This is a genomic window from Sorangium sp. So ce296, from assembly GCF_051529605.1.
Classification (GTDB): Bacteria; Myxococcota_A; Polyangia; order Polyangiales; family Polyangiaceae; genus Sorangium; species Sorangium cellulosum_D.
On the sequence record NZ_CP150325.1, the window covers coordinates 8937541 to 8953723 of the forward strand.

The 16183-nt window shown below is 72.7% G+C and carries 9 protein-coding genes; 2 read left to right on the forward strand and 7 right to left on the reverse strand.

Features of this window, described 5'->3' with window-relative positions; translation table 11 throughout:
* Positions 1-28 precede the first annotated feature (28 nt).
* Positions 29-3553 (reverse strand): DNRLRE domain-containing protein, encoded by a 3525-nt coding sequence (locus WME98_RS33060; protein ID WP_437945682.1) that lies wholly within the window; start codon positions 3551-3553, stop codon positions 29-31.
* A 158-nt stretch (positions 3554-3711) separates the two neighbouring features.
* Positions 3712-7647 (reverse strand): serine/threonine-protein kinase, encoded by a 3936-nt coding sequence (locus WME98_RS33065; RefSeq protein WP_437945683.1) that lies wholly within the window; start codon positions 7645-7647, stop codon positions 3712-3714.
* Positions 7648-8043: 396 nt separating this feature from the next.
* Here WME98_RS33065 and WME98_RS33070 point away from each other — a divergent pair, with 396 nt between their 5' ends.
* The gene (locus tag WME98_RS33070; protein WP_063752127.1) at positions 8044-8478 is read left to right on the forward strand and encodes a globin domain-containing protein; all 435 of its coding nucleotides are present in this window, start codon (positions 8044-8046) and stop codon (positions 8476-8478) included.
* Positions 8479-8503: 25 nt separating this feature from the next.
* Here WME98_RS33070 and WME98_RS33075 read toward each other — a convergent pair whose 3' ends face one another.
* The 5 genes from WME98_RS33075 to WME98_RS33095 all read right to left on the reverse strand — a co-directional run bounded on the left by WME98_RS33075 (position 8504) and on the right by WME98_RS33095 (position 15320).
* Positions 8504-10021 (reverse strand): sigma 54-interacting transcriptional regulator, encoded by a 1518-nt coding sequence (locus WME98_RS33075; protein WP_437945684.1) that lies wholly within the window; start codon positions 10019-10021, stop codon positions 8504-8506.
* A gap of 262 nt (positions 10022-10283) precedes the next feature.
* Positions 10284-11219, reverse strand: a complete 936-nt coding sequence (locus WME98_RS33080; RefSeq protein WP_437945685.1) for an alpha/beta fold hydrolase — start codon at positions 11217-11219, stop codon at positions 10284-10286.
* A 10-nt stretch (positions 11220-11229) separates the two neighbouring features.
* On the reverse strand, positions 11230-12315 hold the full coding sequence (locus WME98_RS33085) for a catalase family protein (protein ID WP_437945686.1): 1086 nt from the start codon (positions 12313-12315) through the stop codon (positions 11230-11232).
* A gap of 29 nt (positions 12316-12344) precedes the next feature.
* Positions 12345-13469 (reverse strand): hypothetical protein, encoded by a 1125-nt coding sequence (locus WME98_RS33090; protein ID WP_437945687.1) that lies wholly within the window; start codon positions 13467-13469, stop codon positions 12345-12347.
* 27 nt (positions 13470-13496) lie between these two features.
* Complete coding sequence (locus tag WME98_RS33095) at positions 13497-15320, reverse strand: hypothetical protein (RefSeq protein ID WP_437945688.1); 1824 nt, start codon at positions 15318-15320, stop codon at positions 13497-13499.
* Between the two features lie 716 nt (positions 15321-16036).
* Here WME98_RS33095 and WME98_RS33100 point away from each other — a divergent pair.
* Positions 16037-16177 carry a hypothetical protein gene (locus WME98_RS33100; protein WP_437572240.1) on the forward strand — a complete coding sequence of 47 codons (141 nt, stop codon included), beginning with the start codon at positions 16037-16039 and terminating at the stop codon, positions 16175-16177.
* Positions 16178-16183: the final 6 nt, after the last annotated feature.

The following is a 16183-nucleotide window of genomic DNA, read 5'->3' on the forward strand; positions in this document are numbered from 1 at the left end:
CGGCGGAGCCTGCCGCGGCCCGCGCCGTTCACTCCGCCGCGTAGTAGCAGACCTCGAGCTTCGGCCTGCGCGCGACGTCACCGTACTCGCTCGCACGGAAATCGGTCCTGCTGGTGGCGTCGACCAGGGCGACACCGTGGTTCGGCTGGACGCCGTCGACCCAGCCCTGGACGAGCGATGTCAGCCCGGCGGACGCGAACGCGTCGGTCTGCGCAAGCGTGATGAGCGAGGCCTCGACGGCCGGGCTGTAGCCGCTGAGGTTGCCGGCGTTGACGGTCGCCTCGTCCCAGGCGCCGCTCACGCGGTGCACGGTGACAGCGCTGTCGGCGGGCTTCCAGGCGTAAGACAGGGAGAGGGCCGCCGACGCCACGCGCGAGCCGGCGGGGATGAAGGAGAGATCGAAGGCGACCACCGCCGTCATCGGGCGCTCCGCGACCGCGCTGGTGAGGAGATAAGGATACCCGCCGTACGACCAGCTGGTCGTGGCGTCCTCGACGAGGGCGTCCCGCACGCCGCCGAAGGTGCCGCGCTGGACGCTGACGCACGCGAGGTCGCAGACGTCGCCGTCGCCGTCGCCGTCCGAGTCCGCCTGGTGGGGGTTGCGCGCCGCGGGGCAGTTATCGAGCGCGTCAGGGATGCCGTCGCCATCCATGTCCGGCGCGATGCGGAACCGCGCCACGCCGGGATCGTGGTCGCTGGCCTGGTCGGCGAACTCCGCGTTGACGTGGACCACATCGAAGCCGACGAGCTTCGGCCCCGCCAGGCCGGGGCTGACCAGCACGTGATCGAGCACCTGGCCATTGCCGTCGTACACGTAAGTGTAGCGCTCCTCGGGCGGGAGCGTCTCGATCAGCGTGGTCAGCCCCGCGCCCTTGAGGACCTCGAGGGGCGCGGAGAACTGGAAATCGTTCAGGTCGCCCAGGACCACCACGTTCGCGGACGGGTCGCGATCGAGGATCTGCCGCACGAAGCCGGCGACCACGGCCGCCTGCTGGAGCCGCTGCGCCTCGCTGGAAAGGGTCGGGGGCTGGAAACGCCCGCTCAGCGGCTCGTCGCCGCCCTTGGAGTTCCAGTGGTTGGCCACCGCGAACAGCGGCTGTCCGTTCCAGCGGAACTCGCCCGCGAGCGGCTTGCGGCTGCTCCTGAAGGCCGGGTTGGCCGGGTCGATGCGGCCGGGGCTGTAGCGCAGCGACACGCCGCCCGCGTCGCCGACGACCTCGTTGGGCGTCAGGGATCCGGCGCCCGGGCGGTCGACGAACTGGAGTCCGCGGTCGGTCCTGAACAGGAAGCCCACGCGGATGTTGCCGCCCGGCTCGCCGCCGTCCGCGCCGTCGACCGGGTCGATGCTCCGGAACGCGTACGTCGGCCCGCCCGGCACGGCCGCGACCGCGGCGACGAGCCGCGCGAACGTCTGCGAGGCGTCCACCACGCCGTTGTTGGTCGGGCCCGTGTTGTCCTGGATCTCCTCGAGCGCGACGAGGTCGGGGCTGTCGAGGTGGTCGACGAGGATCCGCGCGAGGCGATCGAACTTCTCCTGCGGATCACCCGGATCGAGGTTCTCGACGTTGAACGCGGCGACGTCGAGGTCATCGGCGCTCCGCGCTCCCAGCGACGAGGTCTCACGCGCCAGCGCCGAGGTCGCCGCGGGGAGCCCGTCGTCGACGGGCAGGAGCTTGTAGTTGGCGAAGTTGTAGTCGATCGTGCCCACGATGGGCCCGGCGAACGTCGCGCCGACGTCGAGCGCCGGCGGTGAGGCGCGCAGGGGGAGCTGAAGCAGGATCCGCTCCGGATTGGCGTCGCCGGGGCCGAGGACGATGGCGCCGCGCGCGCTGCGCGGGCCGGCCGCGGCGCCGGTCGCGTCGTCGCGGTCGCCGGGGATCAGCGCCATCTCCGCGGTGCCCGAGCTCGTGAACGTGCGGGTCGGGCCCACGACGACCGGGCTGTTCAGGCTCACCCGCATGCCCTCGAGGCTCTCCCAGAAATCGATGCCGTCGACCTCGGGGTCGAAGTCGCCCGAGGTCTCCACGCTGCCGCTCGCGTCGTCCTCGATGACCTGCGTCGGGGGCCTGCGCGCGCCGGGGGCGAAGCCGATCGAGACCGGGGCCGGCAACGCATGGCCGCGCGAGAGGACGGTGATCTGCGGGCGGCTGAGCTCGGTGACGGTCAGGTTGTTGTACCCGCTGCCGCGGGCGGGCGTGCACGGCTCGGCGCAGCCGCCGCGGAACTCGACCACCTCGCCGGAGAGCTCGACCAGATCGCCTAGGCTCACCGCCGGGGCGGCGCCGGTGAAGACGAACAGCCCCTCCGAGGTGGCCGGATTATCGTCCGGCGCCGTCGACTCGACGGTGAAGCCGTTGCCGCGGAGGCTCGCGACGAGGCCCGTCGTCCTCACGACGGCGCCGGCGAGCGGCGAGAGGTGCGCGCGCCCCTGGATGTCGTGGATCGCGATGAACGGCGCCCGGCGCCCCGTGGTGAACGCGATCGAGACGTCGGCGGGCAATGGGTCGAACGTGCCGTCTGGCCCCGCGTCCTGCTCCACCACGCCGCTCGCGCGGATGGTGATGGTGCACGCGGCGCCCGCGGGGAGCGCTTCGGCCGGCGTGAGCGTGAACGTGAGGGGGCCGCCGCTGACCGCGATGGGGCGGCCAGCGCCGGCGCAAGCGAGCTCGAAGGCGTCGCTCGCGACCACCGGCTCGCTGAACGTCACGCTCAGGGGCGCGGCCGGGTCCGCGTCGGTCGCGCCGCTCCTGGGCGCGGTCGCGGCGACGGCCGGCGGGGCGTCGGCGCCGCACACGGTCGCGGCGGCCAGGGTGTTGCGCGGGGTGGGCGCCCCGGTCGCGAGGTCGTCGGCGTTGCTGGACGTGTCCTGGCAGCCCGCGCCCCGCCGGATCGAGGCCGTCGCGTTGGTCGTCGCCGGCGCCGGCGCGGCGCCCTCGAAATAGCCGGCGCCGCCGTAGCCGACGAGGTCCTCGAGCAGCGCCTCCTGCGCCGCCGAGCACGGGGACGACCCGCCGTTGCAGCCGAGGCCCGCAGCCTGCCGGACCAGCGCGACCTTCCCTGCCGTGCCGCTCAGGTTGATGGGCGTCGCATCGACGACGTCGGGAGCCGGGAGCGGGGCGCCGGTGCCCGACCCCGCGGCTCCCTGAACGAGCAAGTACTGGCCGGGCTGCAAGGTGATCGCGGGCAGCTCCGTGAGCTGCGCGGTCGTGGCCCCGAAGGCGCCCGTGCCGGTGGCGCTTGCGTACTGGATGGACCACCCCGCGAGAGACACCGGGCTGCTCGACCGGTTGAACAGCTCGACGAAGTCGTGGGTGTAGGAGGCGCCGGCGTTGCCGCCGCCGCCGTACACCTGGCTGATGACCACGCGCCCGCCCGGGAGGGAGACGGCTTGTTCGGCGCGACCGAGCTCGCCGTCGGCCGGCGAGCCGCTGCAGCCGCAGGCGGTCGCGAGCGCGATGACCGCCGTCCACCGGAGGCGGCGGTGCCGGAGAGGAAAATCCCAACGACGCGAGACGCACGAGCCCGCGCGCGCGGACCAGGAGAGGTTTCGCACGATGACACCTACTGGCGTTGAAGGAGCGATTGCAGGAAACGGGCGCTGCACGCAGCAGCGCCCACGATGACACTAAGCCCCTTCGGACATTGCGCCTGCAACGTTCTGATGGAGCCTTGATGACCTGTTGGCCCGCAGCGCGACGCCGCGGCAGCGGCTCATGCCGTCCGCTCGTGCGCGTGCGGCCCGGGCGGCCGCTCGACGTCGCGCCCGAGCCACGCGCGCGCGAGCTCCCTCACCCGCGCGTTCGCCGGCACCTGCTCCATGTAGCGGAGCCGCGCGGCCGCGTCGGGGATCTTCCGGGCGCGCTCCTCGACCGCGCGCAGCGCCTGCTCGATCGCGGCCCGCGCGCGCGCCGCGTCCCCGCCGGCGAGGTGCGCCTCGCTGACCGCGAGGCGCAGCGGGATCTCGCTGTACCCCAGCGAGCCGCCGAGCGCCGCGAGGCAGCTCAGCCCCTCCTCCGAGGCCTGCCGGGCGGCCTCCGCGCGCCCCTCGCGGAGCAGCGCCTGGATGAGCGTCCGGTAGACCAGCGGCCGGTAAAACCGGTCGCGCTGCAGGACCGCGAGCGCCCTCTCCGCCTCCTGGCGCGCCTCCGGGAAGCGGCCCCGCGCCACGAGGACCCGCGCCAGCGCGCCGTGCGCCGGCCCCACGGTCGCCTCCATGGCGCCGATCTTGATGAGCTGGTTCGCCAGGTCCGTGATCTCGTCCAGCTGCTCCGGCGCGCAGCACTCCGAGAGGAGGATCAACAGCCACACACGGACGCTGGAGACCGTGAAGGCGTCGTTGATGCGCAGCGTGCGCTCCAGCGACTCCCGCAGCTTGCGCTCCGCCTCGGCGTGCTCGCCGAGCTCCGCCATCGAGAGCGCGGTCGAGCTCGCCGCGAACTCGCGCCAGCGCCAGGGGCTCACCTCGAAGAAGACCTCCTCCGCGCGCCGCGCGTCCTCGTACGCCTGCCAGGGATCGTCCCCGAGGAGCCGCAGGAACGTCGAGCGGCTGTAGTGCAGCTGCGCGTGCGCGAGCTTCTCGCTCTCGGGCACGCGGGTCGCGAGCTGCTCCAGGCGCGCCAGGAGGCTCCGCGACAGATCGCGCATGCCCCAGTGGCTCAGGGCCGTGATCGCCGTCGCCACGGGCATGCAGCACGCCGCCTCGGCCCCGGGCTCGGGCTCGCTGCTCATGATCGCGTTCACGAGGGGCTCCAGGTCGCCCGCCAGGCCGAGGTGGCCCGTCATCACCACCAGCCGGCCCACCGCCCGGTTCCAGGCGACGCTCCCGCGCGGCAAGCGCGACAGGGCCTCTTTGCCGATCTCCAGGCCCACGTGCCAGTCCTCGCGCAGGAAGCACACGTCGAGCTTCATCCCGAGGAGCCGGCCCAGGATGTCGCCGCGCGGCCCGCAGGCGATGCCGCGCTCGACGCGCGAGAGCATGCCGTCGTAATCGTTGCTCCGGTACGACTGCTCGGCCGCGCGCAGGTAATACAGCGCGGCGCGCTCGAGATCCCCGCCGAGGTGCGCGTGCTCGGCCAGCACCATGGGGTCCGCCTCCCCCGCCTGCTCCAGGTGCGCCCCGGCGAGCTGGTGGCCGAGCCGCCGATCCTCCGCCGCGAGGAGGCCGTACGCGGCGTCGCGCACGAGGACGTGGCGAAACCGGTACTCCGTGTCGCCGGGGAACCGGCTGCTCCACTGCATCTCCACCATCTCGGAGCGCACCAGGCTCTCCAGCCATCGATCCGCCCCGTCGCCGTCGGCCGCCGGGCGCTCTTGCCCGAGCATGGCGAGCACGCCGCCGCGCCAGAACGTCTGCCCGAACACGCTCGCGCTGCAGAGCACCTTGCGCGCCTCCGGCTCGAGGCACGACAGCCTGGCCTGGAGCATCGCCAGCACCGTGGCGGGCTGCCCCTCGGTCTTGCCCTCGACCACCGCGCGGATCAGCTCCTCCAGGAACAGCGCGTTGCCCGCGGCTTGCTCGACGATGCGCGCCACCAGGCTGGGCGGGACCTCGGCGCCGAGCACCGCGACCACCAGCCGCTCGGCCGCCTTTTTGGTCAGGCCGGCGAGCGGGACCCGGTGCACGACCCGCCCCTGCCACAGCTTCGGGAACGCGTCGTGCACCTCGCGGCGCGCGAAGGCCAGCACGAAGAAGGCGCGCTCGCGCAGCTCGAGCAGGGCGGCGTCCACGAGCTTGACCGTGGCCGCGTCGCCCCAGTGCAGATCCTCCAGCACGAGGAGGCATGGGCGCGCCGCGGCCTCGGCGCTCAGCAGATCCAGGAAGGCGCGGCGGATCTGCTCGCTCATGATCTTCGGATCGCTGCGCGCGGCGCTCAGCGAGGCGCTCGGCCGCTCCACCGCGATGCCGCACAGGGCCGCGATGAACTCGCTCACCCGCTCGGCGTCGGCCGGCGGGACGCGCTCGCCGACGCGCTGGCGGATCTTGGCCTCCTGCGCCGCGGGCGGATCCCCGACCTGCACGTCGCAGAGGCGGCGGAGCGCCTCGCCGAGCAGGGCGTAGGGCGAGCCGGCGCTCATCGGCGCGCCGCTCGCGAACAGCACCTCGAGGCCGGACGACCGGGCGCGGAGGCGCCGGAGCAGCTCGTGCCGCAGGCGCGATTTGCCCATGCCGGGCGCCCCGATCACGAGCGCTCCGGACGGCGACGCCTCCTCGATGCACCCGTCGATCGCGCCGAGCAGCATCGAGAGCTCCTGCTCGCGGCCGACGCAGGGCGTCGGGCGGCCGAGCAGCGGGCGCGACTCGTCGACGCTCGCGCGCTCGCCGGTCAAGGCCAGCTGCCCGCCCATCGTCGTGATCAGGAAGCGCGGCTCGAGCAGCCTCGAGCTCAGCTCGTCCAGCCAGATCCCCGGCTCGAGCGCCGCGCCCTCCGGGTCGGGCTCGGCGGTCACGGTCGGCTCCGCGCCGGCGCGCAAGAGCGCCACCGCCCGGTCGATCGCCTCTCCGGCGGGCACCCCGCCCTGGAGCAGCCCGCGGCCGGTGGTCAGCGCGATGCGGGCCTCGGGCCAGTGCTGCTGCACCTCGAGGGCGCAGCGGGCGGCGGTCGAGACCTGATCCACCGCGCTGCTCGCCGGCGACACGATCACGATCAGCGAGCCGTCCGCGAGCCACTCGGCGCGGCCGCCGAGGCGCGCGAGCCGGAAGCGCAGGGCGTCGCGCGTCGGGCGGGCCCAGGTCTGGGCCGTCGCGGGCGGCAGCGTCTCGCTGGGATGGCCGGAGGCCGGCACGGCGAGGACGACGCTGAGCAGCTGCATCGCCTCGCCGGTGAGCGCCCGGGGCGTCGGCGGCGCCGCGAGCACCGGCGCCGGCGCCTCGTCGCTCTCCTCCGGCAGCGTCAGGGCGGCGAGCTGCTCGCGGAGCGCCGCCGCGTCGCGGGGGCGCCGGCGCGGATCCTTGTCGAGCATCCGCGCGAGCAGCTCCGCCAGCGCGGGCGGCGTGTCGGGGCGCAGCGAGACGACCGGGGGGACGTCGTCGAACAGGATCTTCGCGAGCACGCCCACGAGATCCCGGCCGGCGAACAGGTGCTTGCCGGTCAGGCACTCGAAGAGGACGCACCCGAGGGCGAAGATGTCGACGGTCGGCCCGAGCTCGCGGTCGCCCCGCGCTTGCTCCGGCGCCATGTAGCCGGGGGTGCCGACGAAGCGCCCGGTCCCCGTGAGCGTCATGCCGGCCGCCGCCCAGCGCGCGATGCCGAAATCGAGCACCGTGACGCCGTCGACGCGCTCGTCGCGCAGGAACAGGTTGCTCGGCTTGATGTCGCGGTGGACCACGCCCCGGCCGTGGGCGACGGCGAGCGCGTCGGCGACCCGCGTGAGCAGCGTCACGCACTCGGAGATGCGCAGCGGCCCGCGGTCGAGGCGCTCGCCGAGGTCCTTCCCCGACAGCCACTCCATGGCGAGATAAGGCCGACCGTCCTGGGCCTTGCCGTGCGCCAGGTACGCGACGATGGCCGGGTGCTCGAGATCGGCCAGGAACCGCGCCTCCCGCAGGAAACGCTCGGTCTCCTCCGAGCGCGCGGCGTCGGCGTGCAGCAGCTTGAGGGCCACCGGCGCGCCCGTCGTCACGTCCCGGGCGCGAAATACCTCCCCCATGCCGCCCCGCCTGGCCAGCGTTTCGATGAGGAACCGACCCGCAACCAGAGAACCTTCGAGGAACGACACGGATCGAGCCCTCCACCACCACGGCCGCGCCGAGCGCGCGGAGTGACCGCCCGGTGCGCGTGCGAGGATACTCAACTGGAGAGCCCGGCGGATCGGTCTTTGCCTTGTTGCTGGGGCCGGCATTGCACTACAGCGAGCGGCGTGTCGGTGGACGTGTTTACGTTCAGGTGTGCACGTGGAGGCGTGCGCGCACACGCCCTAGGGCGTGCGCGCACGGGGTGAGTGCCGCGGCCGGACCGGCGCGCCGCGCGCGTCGGCGGGTGCTTCGCGGCACGAACGATGCTGATCGCGGGATCGATGCACACCCCGACGGAAGGGCGTTCCTTCATGTCACCCCATGATGCCGAGTTGCTGCGCGACAGCTTCGAGCTCGTCGTGCAGCGTGATCACGAGTTCCCTCGCCTCGTGTACCGGGCCCTGTTCGAGCGGTACCCGCAGGCGAGGCGGCTCTTCACCCGCAACAGCCCCGGGGCGCAGGGCACGATGTTCGAGCGGGCGCTCATGGCGGTGCTCGACCACCTGGAGGACGACGTCTGGCTCTGCGAGAAGCTCGCGCGGCTCGGCGCCCAGCACGCGGCCTACGGCGTGACCCCGGAGATGTACGAGGGGTTCGGCGAGGCGCTCGTCGCGGCGCTGTCCGAGGTGAGCGCCGCGGACTGGACCGAGGCGCATCGGGACGCGTGGACCCGCGCCTACCGCGCCATCGTCTCGCGGATGCGCGCGGGCGAGCGCGCGCCCGCCCAGGTCGCGGCGGGCGCGTGAGGCGGGCGCCGCCGCCCGCGCCGGCTCAGCCCTCGCTCGCCTCTTCGTCCGGCCCGGCGATGCCGTGGCGCTTCATGAGCCGGTAGAGGGCGAAGCGGTTCTTCAGCCCGAGGAGGCGCGCCGCGGTCGTCACGCTGCCCTGCGCCTCCGCGAGCGCGGCCTCGATCTCGACGCGCCCGAGCGAGCCGGAGTCGGACGGCTGGGGCGGGATCGACTTGCCTGGATCCGTCTTGGGGCCGGCCCGCGGATCGGTCTTGGGGTCGCCCGTGTCCGGGCGGAGCACCGCGCAGAGATCGGGCGTGAGGGCGAGGAAGTTGTCGTGGCTCGACCCGAGGGCGATCCACATGAGCCGCTCCAGCTCGCGCAGGTGGTGCGTGTAGGGGTGGCGGAGCAGCGCCTCGATGAGCGCCGGCGCGATCCGCGGCTCGGCGAGCCGCTCGCCACGGCGCTCGAAGAAGCGCTCGGTCAGCTCCGGGCTCTCCCGCGCGGCCGTGGCGAGCAGGTGCCGCAGGAGCAGCGGGATGTCCTCGCGGCGATCGGCCAGCCCGGGGACGCTCACGGTGATGAGGAACCGCGCGAGGAAGTCGTGCTTCAGCGACTCGAGGGGGCGGTTCGTCGCCGCGATGACGCGCAGATCCGAGCGGCGCACGCGCGACTCGCCGAGCCGCTGGTACTCGCCGTCGCGGTCGAGCACCCGCAGCAGGTGGGCCTGCAGGTGCGGCGGGAGCTCGCCGATCTCGTCGAGGAAGAGGGTGCCGCCGTCCGCCTCGCCGATGAGCCCGGGGCGCTCGGGGCTGCCGACGTTGGGGTAGCCCTTGGCTGTCCCGAACAGCTCGGCGTCGACGAGCCCCTCGGGGAAGGTCGCGGCGTTGCGCGCGACGAACACGCCCGCGCGGCGGCGGGAGAGCGCGTGGATGGCGCGCGCGGCGAGCTCTTTTCCGGCGCCGCTCTCGCCGCGCACGAGCACGTGGTTGCCGGACTGCGCCGCGAACGCGAGGGCGCCGCGCAGCGCCCACACGGCCGGGCTCTCCCCGACGATCCCGTGGGGGTCGGCGTCGCCGAACGAGAACCGCGGCGTCTCCTTGAGCGCCTGGATCACCTCGAGGCTCCACCGCCGCCGCACCACGAACAGCACGAGGGCGTTGTGCAGGGTGAGCGTGTCGCCGGCCCTCACGAGGCCCTGCGTCGCGGGCGCGCCGTTGATGAGCAGGGGGCAGCGCCCGATCGAGCGCACGGCGAGCAGCCCGTCCTCGGTGGGCGTGAGCTCGAGCTGGAGGCGCGAGATCCGCGGCCCCTCGAGCGGAGGCATCATGGCCCAGCCCACCGGCCGCTGACGGTGGAAGGCGAGGCGCGGCGCGCTGTCCTGGGACTGCGGCCCGCCGCGGCCGAGCACGCAGCGCGCGTCGACGAGCGCCGCCTCTCCGACGCGGTGCGGCTCCTCGCGCGACCAGGCGATGACCAGGTGGAAGAACTCCGGGGCCGGCTCCAGGTCGTTCCGGCCCCACAGGAGGCTTCGATCGGTCAGGGTCGTCGTGGACGTCACGGAGGAGATTCCGGAGCGTGATTTTAACACGGGAGGCCGACGCGGACATCGGTAACGTTCCGCAACGTTCCGCGACCGCGCCAGGCCGAGCCGTACTGCGCGGGCAGCCGCGGCCGTGGAGGCCGCGGCTGGCGGTGCCGCGCCGGGGGGGCCGGATCTGCCCTGGAGAGATTCGACGGGAGGCGGGCAGTAGAGCTCCCGTTTCCACGGCGCCGACGTGCGCTCCTGACGGCCGAAGGACGCGGCCCCAGAAGGCGATGAATCAGGCGGGCTTCGCCCGTTGATGGCCGCCAGGTCGCTCGCGCGCGAGGAAGCCGCGGATCGCCGCGTTGACGATCTCGGGCTCCTCGTGGACGATCCAGTGGGTCGCCTCGGGCACGCGCATCACCCTCAGATCGGGGACGTAGAGCTCGATCCCGGCGAGGTTGCTCGCCGGCAAGAGGTACGGATCGCGCTCGCCCCAGATCACGAGGACAGGCACGGAGACGGTGAGCGAGCGGAGCCCTCGGGTGAGGTTGCTCCCCCCGACGGGCTTGCCCGGCCCTGGAGGCCCGATCTGCGCCGCGCGGTAGAGGTTGAGCCCGCCCGCCATCGCGCCCGGCTGCGCGAACGCCTCCAGGTAGACACGGACGTCCGCTTCGCTGAAATATCCCTGCGACAGCCCTGGATCGAGGAAGATCTCCCTCAGAAAGCCGTAGTCGTGTTGGGAGAGGCGCTCCTCCGCGGACCGGCTCCGGAAGAGGTGCATGTACTGGCTCGCGGCCTGCTGCGCTGGGTCCTCGCGCAGCGCCCGGTCGAAGCACGCCGGGTGAGACATGTTGATGGCGACGAGCTTCTCGACGCGCTCCGGGTGGCGGAGCGCCACGGCCCAGGCCACGACCGCGCCCACGTCGTGGCCGACCAGCACGGCCTTCTCCTCGCCGAGGTGCTCGATCAGCGCCGCGATGTCCGCGGCGAGGAGGTCGATGCCGTAGGCGTCCACGGCCGACGGCTTCGACGACAGGTTGTAGCCGCGCTGGTCCAGGGCCACCGCGCGGTGGTGGCGGCCGAAATCGAAGAGCTGCCGTTTCCAGGCGTACCAGAGCTCGGGGAAGCCGTGGATGAACAGGATGAGCTTGCCCGCGCCCCTGGACGCGTAATGGAGGCGGACGCCGTTCACGTCGGCGTGAGCATGGGTGATGTCGTTCCTGGGCAGCATGGCGATGACCTCACCCGACTCCGAGCCGCGCCGGCTCTGCGAGCGACGGCGCGCGCGCGCGCCCGGCGCGCGGCGCCGCCGGCTCCTCGCGGCGAGCCCCGTTCCTCTCGTGGCGGAGCCTCGAGATCGCCTCGTAGACCGCGCGCCGGGCGCGGTTCAGCCCGCCGAGCGGCCGGTGCGCCGGCAGCGCGTGCCAGGGCGTGAACGAGAGGTTCTCCTCGAACTCCGCGTGTCCCGGGAGGTCGAGGCGCTGCGCCGGGATGATCATCGTCGCGACCTTGGTGAACGGCGACAGCGCCTCGCTCCAGCGGACCGTCGGATCCTCGATCGGCGTCTTCGTCGGGTGGGCCTGGAGCTGCACGAGGAAGTCGAACATCCAGTCTCCCTGATCGAGCTGCCGCGCCACCGCCTGCTTGAGCGCGTCGTCGCCCGGCTCGACCTCGACGCCGGGCGCGCCGCACGGCCGGGGGACCACGCAGAATTTCATCGCCCGCTCGCCGAGCCGGAACGGCGTCTGGCTGAAGTACCGGGCGTGCAGGGGGTTCTTCACCGGCTTGAGCACGACGGAGAGATAGTTCATGAGCTCGCGCAGCCGGAGGCGGGGCGGGCGGAGCGAGCAGAAATACGAGAGGGGCTTGCCCGCGCTCATAGCGGACATGAGCTCGAGGTAGTCCGCGACGCTCCGCGAGAAGAACACGTCCGTGTTCCCCATCAGGAAATCCTGCGTCGTCGCGTCCTTCTCGCCGTCGAGGATCTTCTCCCCCTCGACGCCGAGCAGCTTGATCGCCATGCAGCGGGAGTCGCGCTTCATGTCCGACTGGACGCGCGAGGACGTCGACGAGAACCGGACCCACGCCGGGTAGACGTGCGGCTCCCGGAAGACGCCGTGCCGGAGCTCGCGGGGCAAGCCCTCGTCGACGATGAAGTGGGCCCTCACGCAGCCGTGCGATTTCGGGTGCACCCCGCGGAGCGCGGGCGAGGCGCCCTTGGGGTACGCTTGCTCGTAATTGCGCCTCATGATCTCGGTGATCTGGCGGATGCTGTCTTCCTCGCCGGGCGGCGGGTACTCCTCGTGGAGCTTGAGCGTCGTGTTCATGACCAAGATCCTCGATGTCGTTGGGGGCCTCAGGAAAGCTTGGCGACGGCGCGCTCGCGCGCGTGGAGCGGCAGGGCGGCGGTCGCGACCTTCACGCCGGACGCGATCTCCTGGCGCTTCCGGTGCTGCACCTCGTTGCGCATCTGGATGAGCCGAGCGAACGTGGTGACCCAGAAGGGCGCTCCGAGCGAGAGCAACCCGCACGAGAAGGCGAGCCCGGCCAGCCAGAACAGCGAGTCCTGGAGGAGCTCCAGCGAGGTCGGCGGGGGCGCGAGGATATCGTGGCGGTACGCGCGGAACCGCTGGACGATCCAGCTCTGTTGCCAGCCGAAGCCGAGGTTCGCCTCGTCGAGGAGGGTCGCCGTCTTCTGCATCTCGATCCCGAGCTCCTCGAGCGTGGGGTCGGGGAGCTCGTCCGGCGCGCCGGACGGGCGCTCGCCCAGGCGCGCCGCGGTGGTCGTCACCGTGTCCGCGTGGGCGGCGACCTGCGCGCGCGCGGCGCCGCTCTGGTGGAGCCGCGCGAGCACCTGGAAGCCGTCGAAGTTGAAGAGGATGACCACCATCATCGAGACGAGGAGCGTCAGCCGCCGCACGCGCAGCTTGAACGTCTGCGACGCCGTGCCCTCGAGGGTGGGGAACCAGCGGCGCACGTACGTGGAGAACTGCTCCAGCGTCGCGTAGCGCTTCGGCGCGCTGGAGCCGCCCTGGCCGCAGCTCACCCAGCGGCTGGGCAAGAGGAGCTCGCGCCCGTCCCCGTCGGCCGGCGCCGAGGCGCCGGTGGCGATGCTGATCAGGTCCTCGACGTCGATGTACTCGACGAGGCCCGCGAGCCGCTCGGGGGCCGAGCCGTACGCGAGCTTCGCGCTGCGCGCGTGCAGGACCGGATCGGAGAGCACCTCGTGCACGAAGCGCATCTCGCAGGCCTCGTTCCTGGCGAGCGCGCCTCGCGCCGGGAGCCCGGTCGCCGGATCGACGACGTCAGGGTCCTTGTGGAACGCGCGGAAGCCGTGCATGAGCGACCGCAGCATGTGGATGAGGACGCAGGAACGGTAGCGCCCGACGTTGACGATCACCTGCACGACCGCGCTCACGAACAGGCTCGCAGTGAGCATGATCATGGCGAAGGCCAGCGCGGTTTCCAAGAGGGGGATCATGACTCTGCTCCTTCTTGTCCGGTTCGATCAAAGGGTCTTGAGATAGTCGATGAGGGCCTCGCGGTCCTCCGGCGTGAGGTCGGCGCCGTACGTGTGCCCCTCGTTGCCGTTGCCCGGGATCGGCTTGCCGTTGTCGTCGACGGTGCGGTAGAGGAAGAGCGCGCGCTCGCCCTCCATCGGCTCGGTCGACACCCACCCGACGTTCCGCTCGTCGAAGCGCCGGTCGCCGCGGTAAAACTGCTTCGGCCGGAACTCCCGCGCCTTCTCCGGAGCGAGCTTGCCGCGGGGCGCCGGCGGCTTGAGCAGGTCGGCCAGCGTGGGCACGGAGCCGTTGTGGAGGTAGGGGGCGCGCGCCCAGATCCCGTCGAGCGGGCCGGCGAGGTACTCGCCCGCCTCCCTGACCGGGCGGAACGCGTCCTTCTCCCAGAGCAGGCGCCGCTCGCCGTACGCGTTGAGCGCGTCCGCGGCCGGCTTCATGAACGCCTTGGAGCGCTCCGCGTCGGTCCCCGTGTCGACGCGCTCCATGTAGAGGCTGCCCTCGACCTCTTCGATCGTGCGCCTCTCCGGGTCGTAGAGCCCGTGGCACGAGGCGCAATGCTCGGTGAAGACCGCGAGGCCGCGCTCCACCCGCTCGGTCGCGGGCGCCGTGAAGGGGTATTTCGGCGCCGGGAGGTCGCGGTCGAGCCAGCGCCCGATCGCGTCGATGGTGGCCTTGTTGAGCGACATCGGGACGGCGCCGACGCCGATGGCCGAACCGCGATTGCGCGCCTTGGAGCTCATCGAGTTGCCGTCGACGTGGTGCCACTCGCGGATCTCGGCGCGCTGGTTCCACAGCGAGGGGAAGTCGATCTGGGCCGCGGTGCCGTCGTCGGGCGCCTTGAGGACCTCGAACTTGACCGCGTTGAAGGGGTCGATGCGCCCCGGGCCGTTGTCGGCGCGGAGGTCCATCCAGTCGAACGCCCCGGAGCTCCCCCGCTTCTTCAGCTCGACGAGGAGGATCCGGTAGAGCGCCTGCTCGCGGGCGGTGAGCGGGGCGGCCCCTTCCTCGGCGAGCGCGGCGTTGATCTCCAGGATGAGCCGATCGCCGGTCATGCGCTCGTCCTGGAAGGCGCGCGCGAAGAAGCGCTTGAATCCCTGCAGGTCGGCGGTGTGGTTCGGCATCCCGTCGACGTAGACCGGCTCGCCGCGCTCGTTCAGGTACTCGCCGCGGTGACAGCCCGAGCAGTTGATGGCGACGCGCTTCAGCGCGAAGCGGGTGCGCAAGAGCGGGATGTTCAGGGTGGAGTCGGCGAGGAAGAGCCCGCGGCCCACCGGTCGAGACGCGTAATAGGCGCCGTCGTCGGCGCCGAAGCCGAAGCGATCGTAGCCGCGCCCCTTGAACTCGTCGTCGAAGATCTTCGGCATGACGCGGAAGATCCAGTAGGGGACGCCGCCGCCGAACTCGGTGCCCGTGGCGCCGTAACGGAAGCGCCACACGACGTCCTCGGGGTCGATCTCCTCCACGCCGTGCGCGAGCTGCTCCTTCGGAATGGCTTCTTCCGAAGGGAGGCGGAGGTCGACCGCGACCGTCGCGTCGAGCTGCCCTGGCCGGAAGACGAGGACGGTGAGCAGCACGAGGAAGGTGACGAGCGGGATGCAGAAGGCGGCGCGGCTCGTGCTCAGCCAGCCCGCGGCGCCCGTGACGAGCTGCCGGATCCAGGCGCCGTATTTGCCGGCGCCGCGGGGCGCGACGTCGACCTCTCCCGGCTGCGGGGGGGAGCTGTCGATCAGCGTGCGGGACACCTGTTCGTATTGCCGGAGGGTCAGGGGGGACATGCTGCTCGGAATCATGCGATCGTCGTCGGTGGGCATCGCGGTGCTCTCCTTGGCAGCGCGGGGCGAGCGCGGCTTCGGTCCTGCGGGGACCGCGCCGGGCGGCACGCCTCGGCCAGCAGGGGGCGCGGCGCCACGGGCGCGCCACGCTGCGTCGTCTGCTTCGCCCCAAGCACGGCGTGGGCCACCGAACTGTCGTCGAAAATGTCGGGGTTTGCTGGGAAATCCGGGGGGTGCGAGCGCACGGAGCGCACGTGCACGCACGCACGGACCCGCACGGTGCTCTGTCCAGAGGGCCTCCGGATAGGGCGCGTCGCCGGCGCGAGTGTCAGCGGGCGCACTCTCCGCCTCGGTCCGGCGCGTCCCGAGCGCCGTCCTCCTCGGTCGTTCGTCGACTCCAGCCCTCTTCGGAGGCTCGTCGCCCCCCTCGCCGAGCGTCTCCCGCGGCTCCGGGGAGCGGCGCGGGTGGCGCGGCGCGCGGCGCGCGGCGCCCCGCCGTGCGTCCGGGCCAGCGTCCGGGCGCCGGTCCCCTGGGCGCACCACACCTTCGTCAACGACGCCGGGGCGCCGGCGAAGAGGAGAGTGAGCCCGCAGAACGGCGGAGACGCTCATGGTTCATCGATTCGTGTCAGGCCGTGGTTCTCTCCCCCCTCAATCGCGACATCGATGTTGCTCTCGCGGCGGCGGGCCGTGTGTCATCTCTCTGCGTCGGCGGCGGAGCGCCGCGCGCACCGTCGACAGGAGGAGAAAAGCCCATGTGCCCTGCGTGCCTCGCGTCCCTCGGAGTGGTCCTCGCCAAGGCGGCGTCGGCCGGCGCCGTGACCGCGTTCGTCGTCAAGAAGCTCCGGAACAGGAAGATCGCCGGCGTCACGGCCTCGACGGGAGGGCGCCGATGAGCTGCG

Excerpts from the sequence above, each read along its gene's own strand:
- WME98_RS33095 (WP_437945688.1), bottom strand. The coding sequence starts at position 15,320 with ATGCCCACCGACGACGATCGCATGATTCCGAGCAGCATGTCCCCCCTG.
- WME98_RS33065 (WP_437945683.1), bottom strand. The coding sequence starts at position 7,647 with ATGGGGGAGGTATTTCGCGCCCGGGACGTGACGACGGGCGCGCCGGTG.
- WME98_RS33070 (WP_063752127.1), top strand. The coding sequence starts at position 8,044 with ATGTCACCCCATGATGCCGAGTTGCTGCGCGACAGCTTCGAGCTCGTC.
- WME98_RS33080 (WP_437945685.1), bottom strand. The coding sequence starts at position 11,219 with ATGCTGCCCAGGAACGACATCACCCATGCTCACGCCGACGTGAACGGC.
- WME98_RS33090 (WP_437945687.1), bottom strand. The coding sequence starts at position 13,469 with ATGATCCCCCTCTTGGAAACCGCGCTGGCCTTCGCCATGATCATGCTC.
- WME98_RS33085 (WP_437945686.1), bottom strand. The coding sequence starts at position 12,315 with ATGAACACGACGCTCAAGCTCCACGAGGAGTACCCGCCGCCCGGCGAG.
- WME98_RS33100 (WP_437572240.1), top strand. The coding sequence starts at position 16,037 with ATGTGCCCTGCGTGCCTCGCGTCCCTCGGAGTGGTCCTCGCCAAGGCG.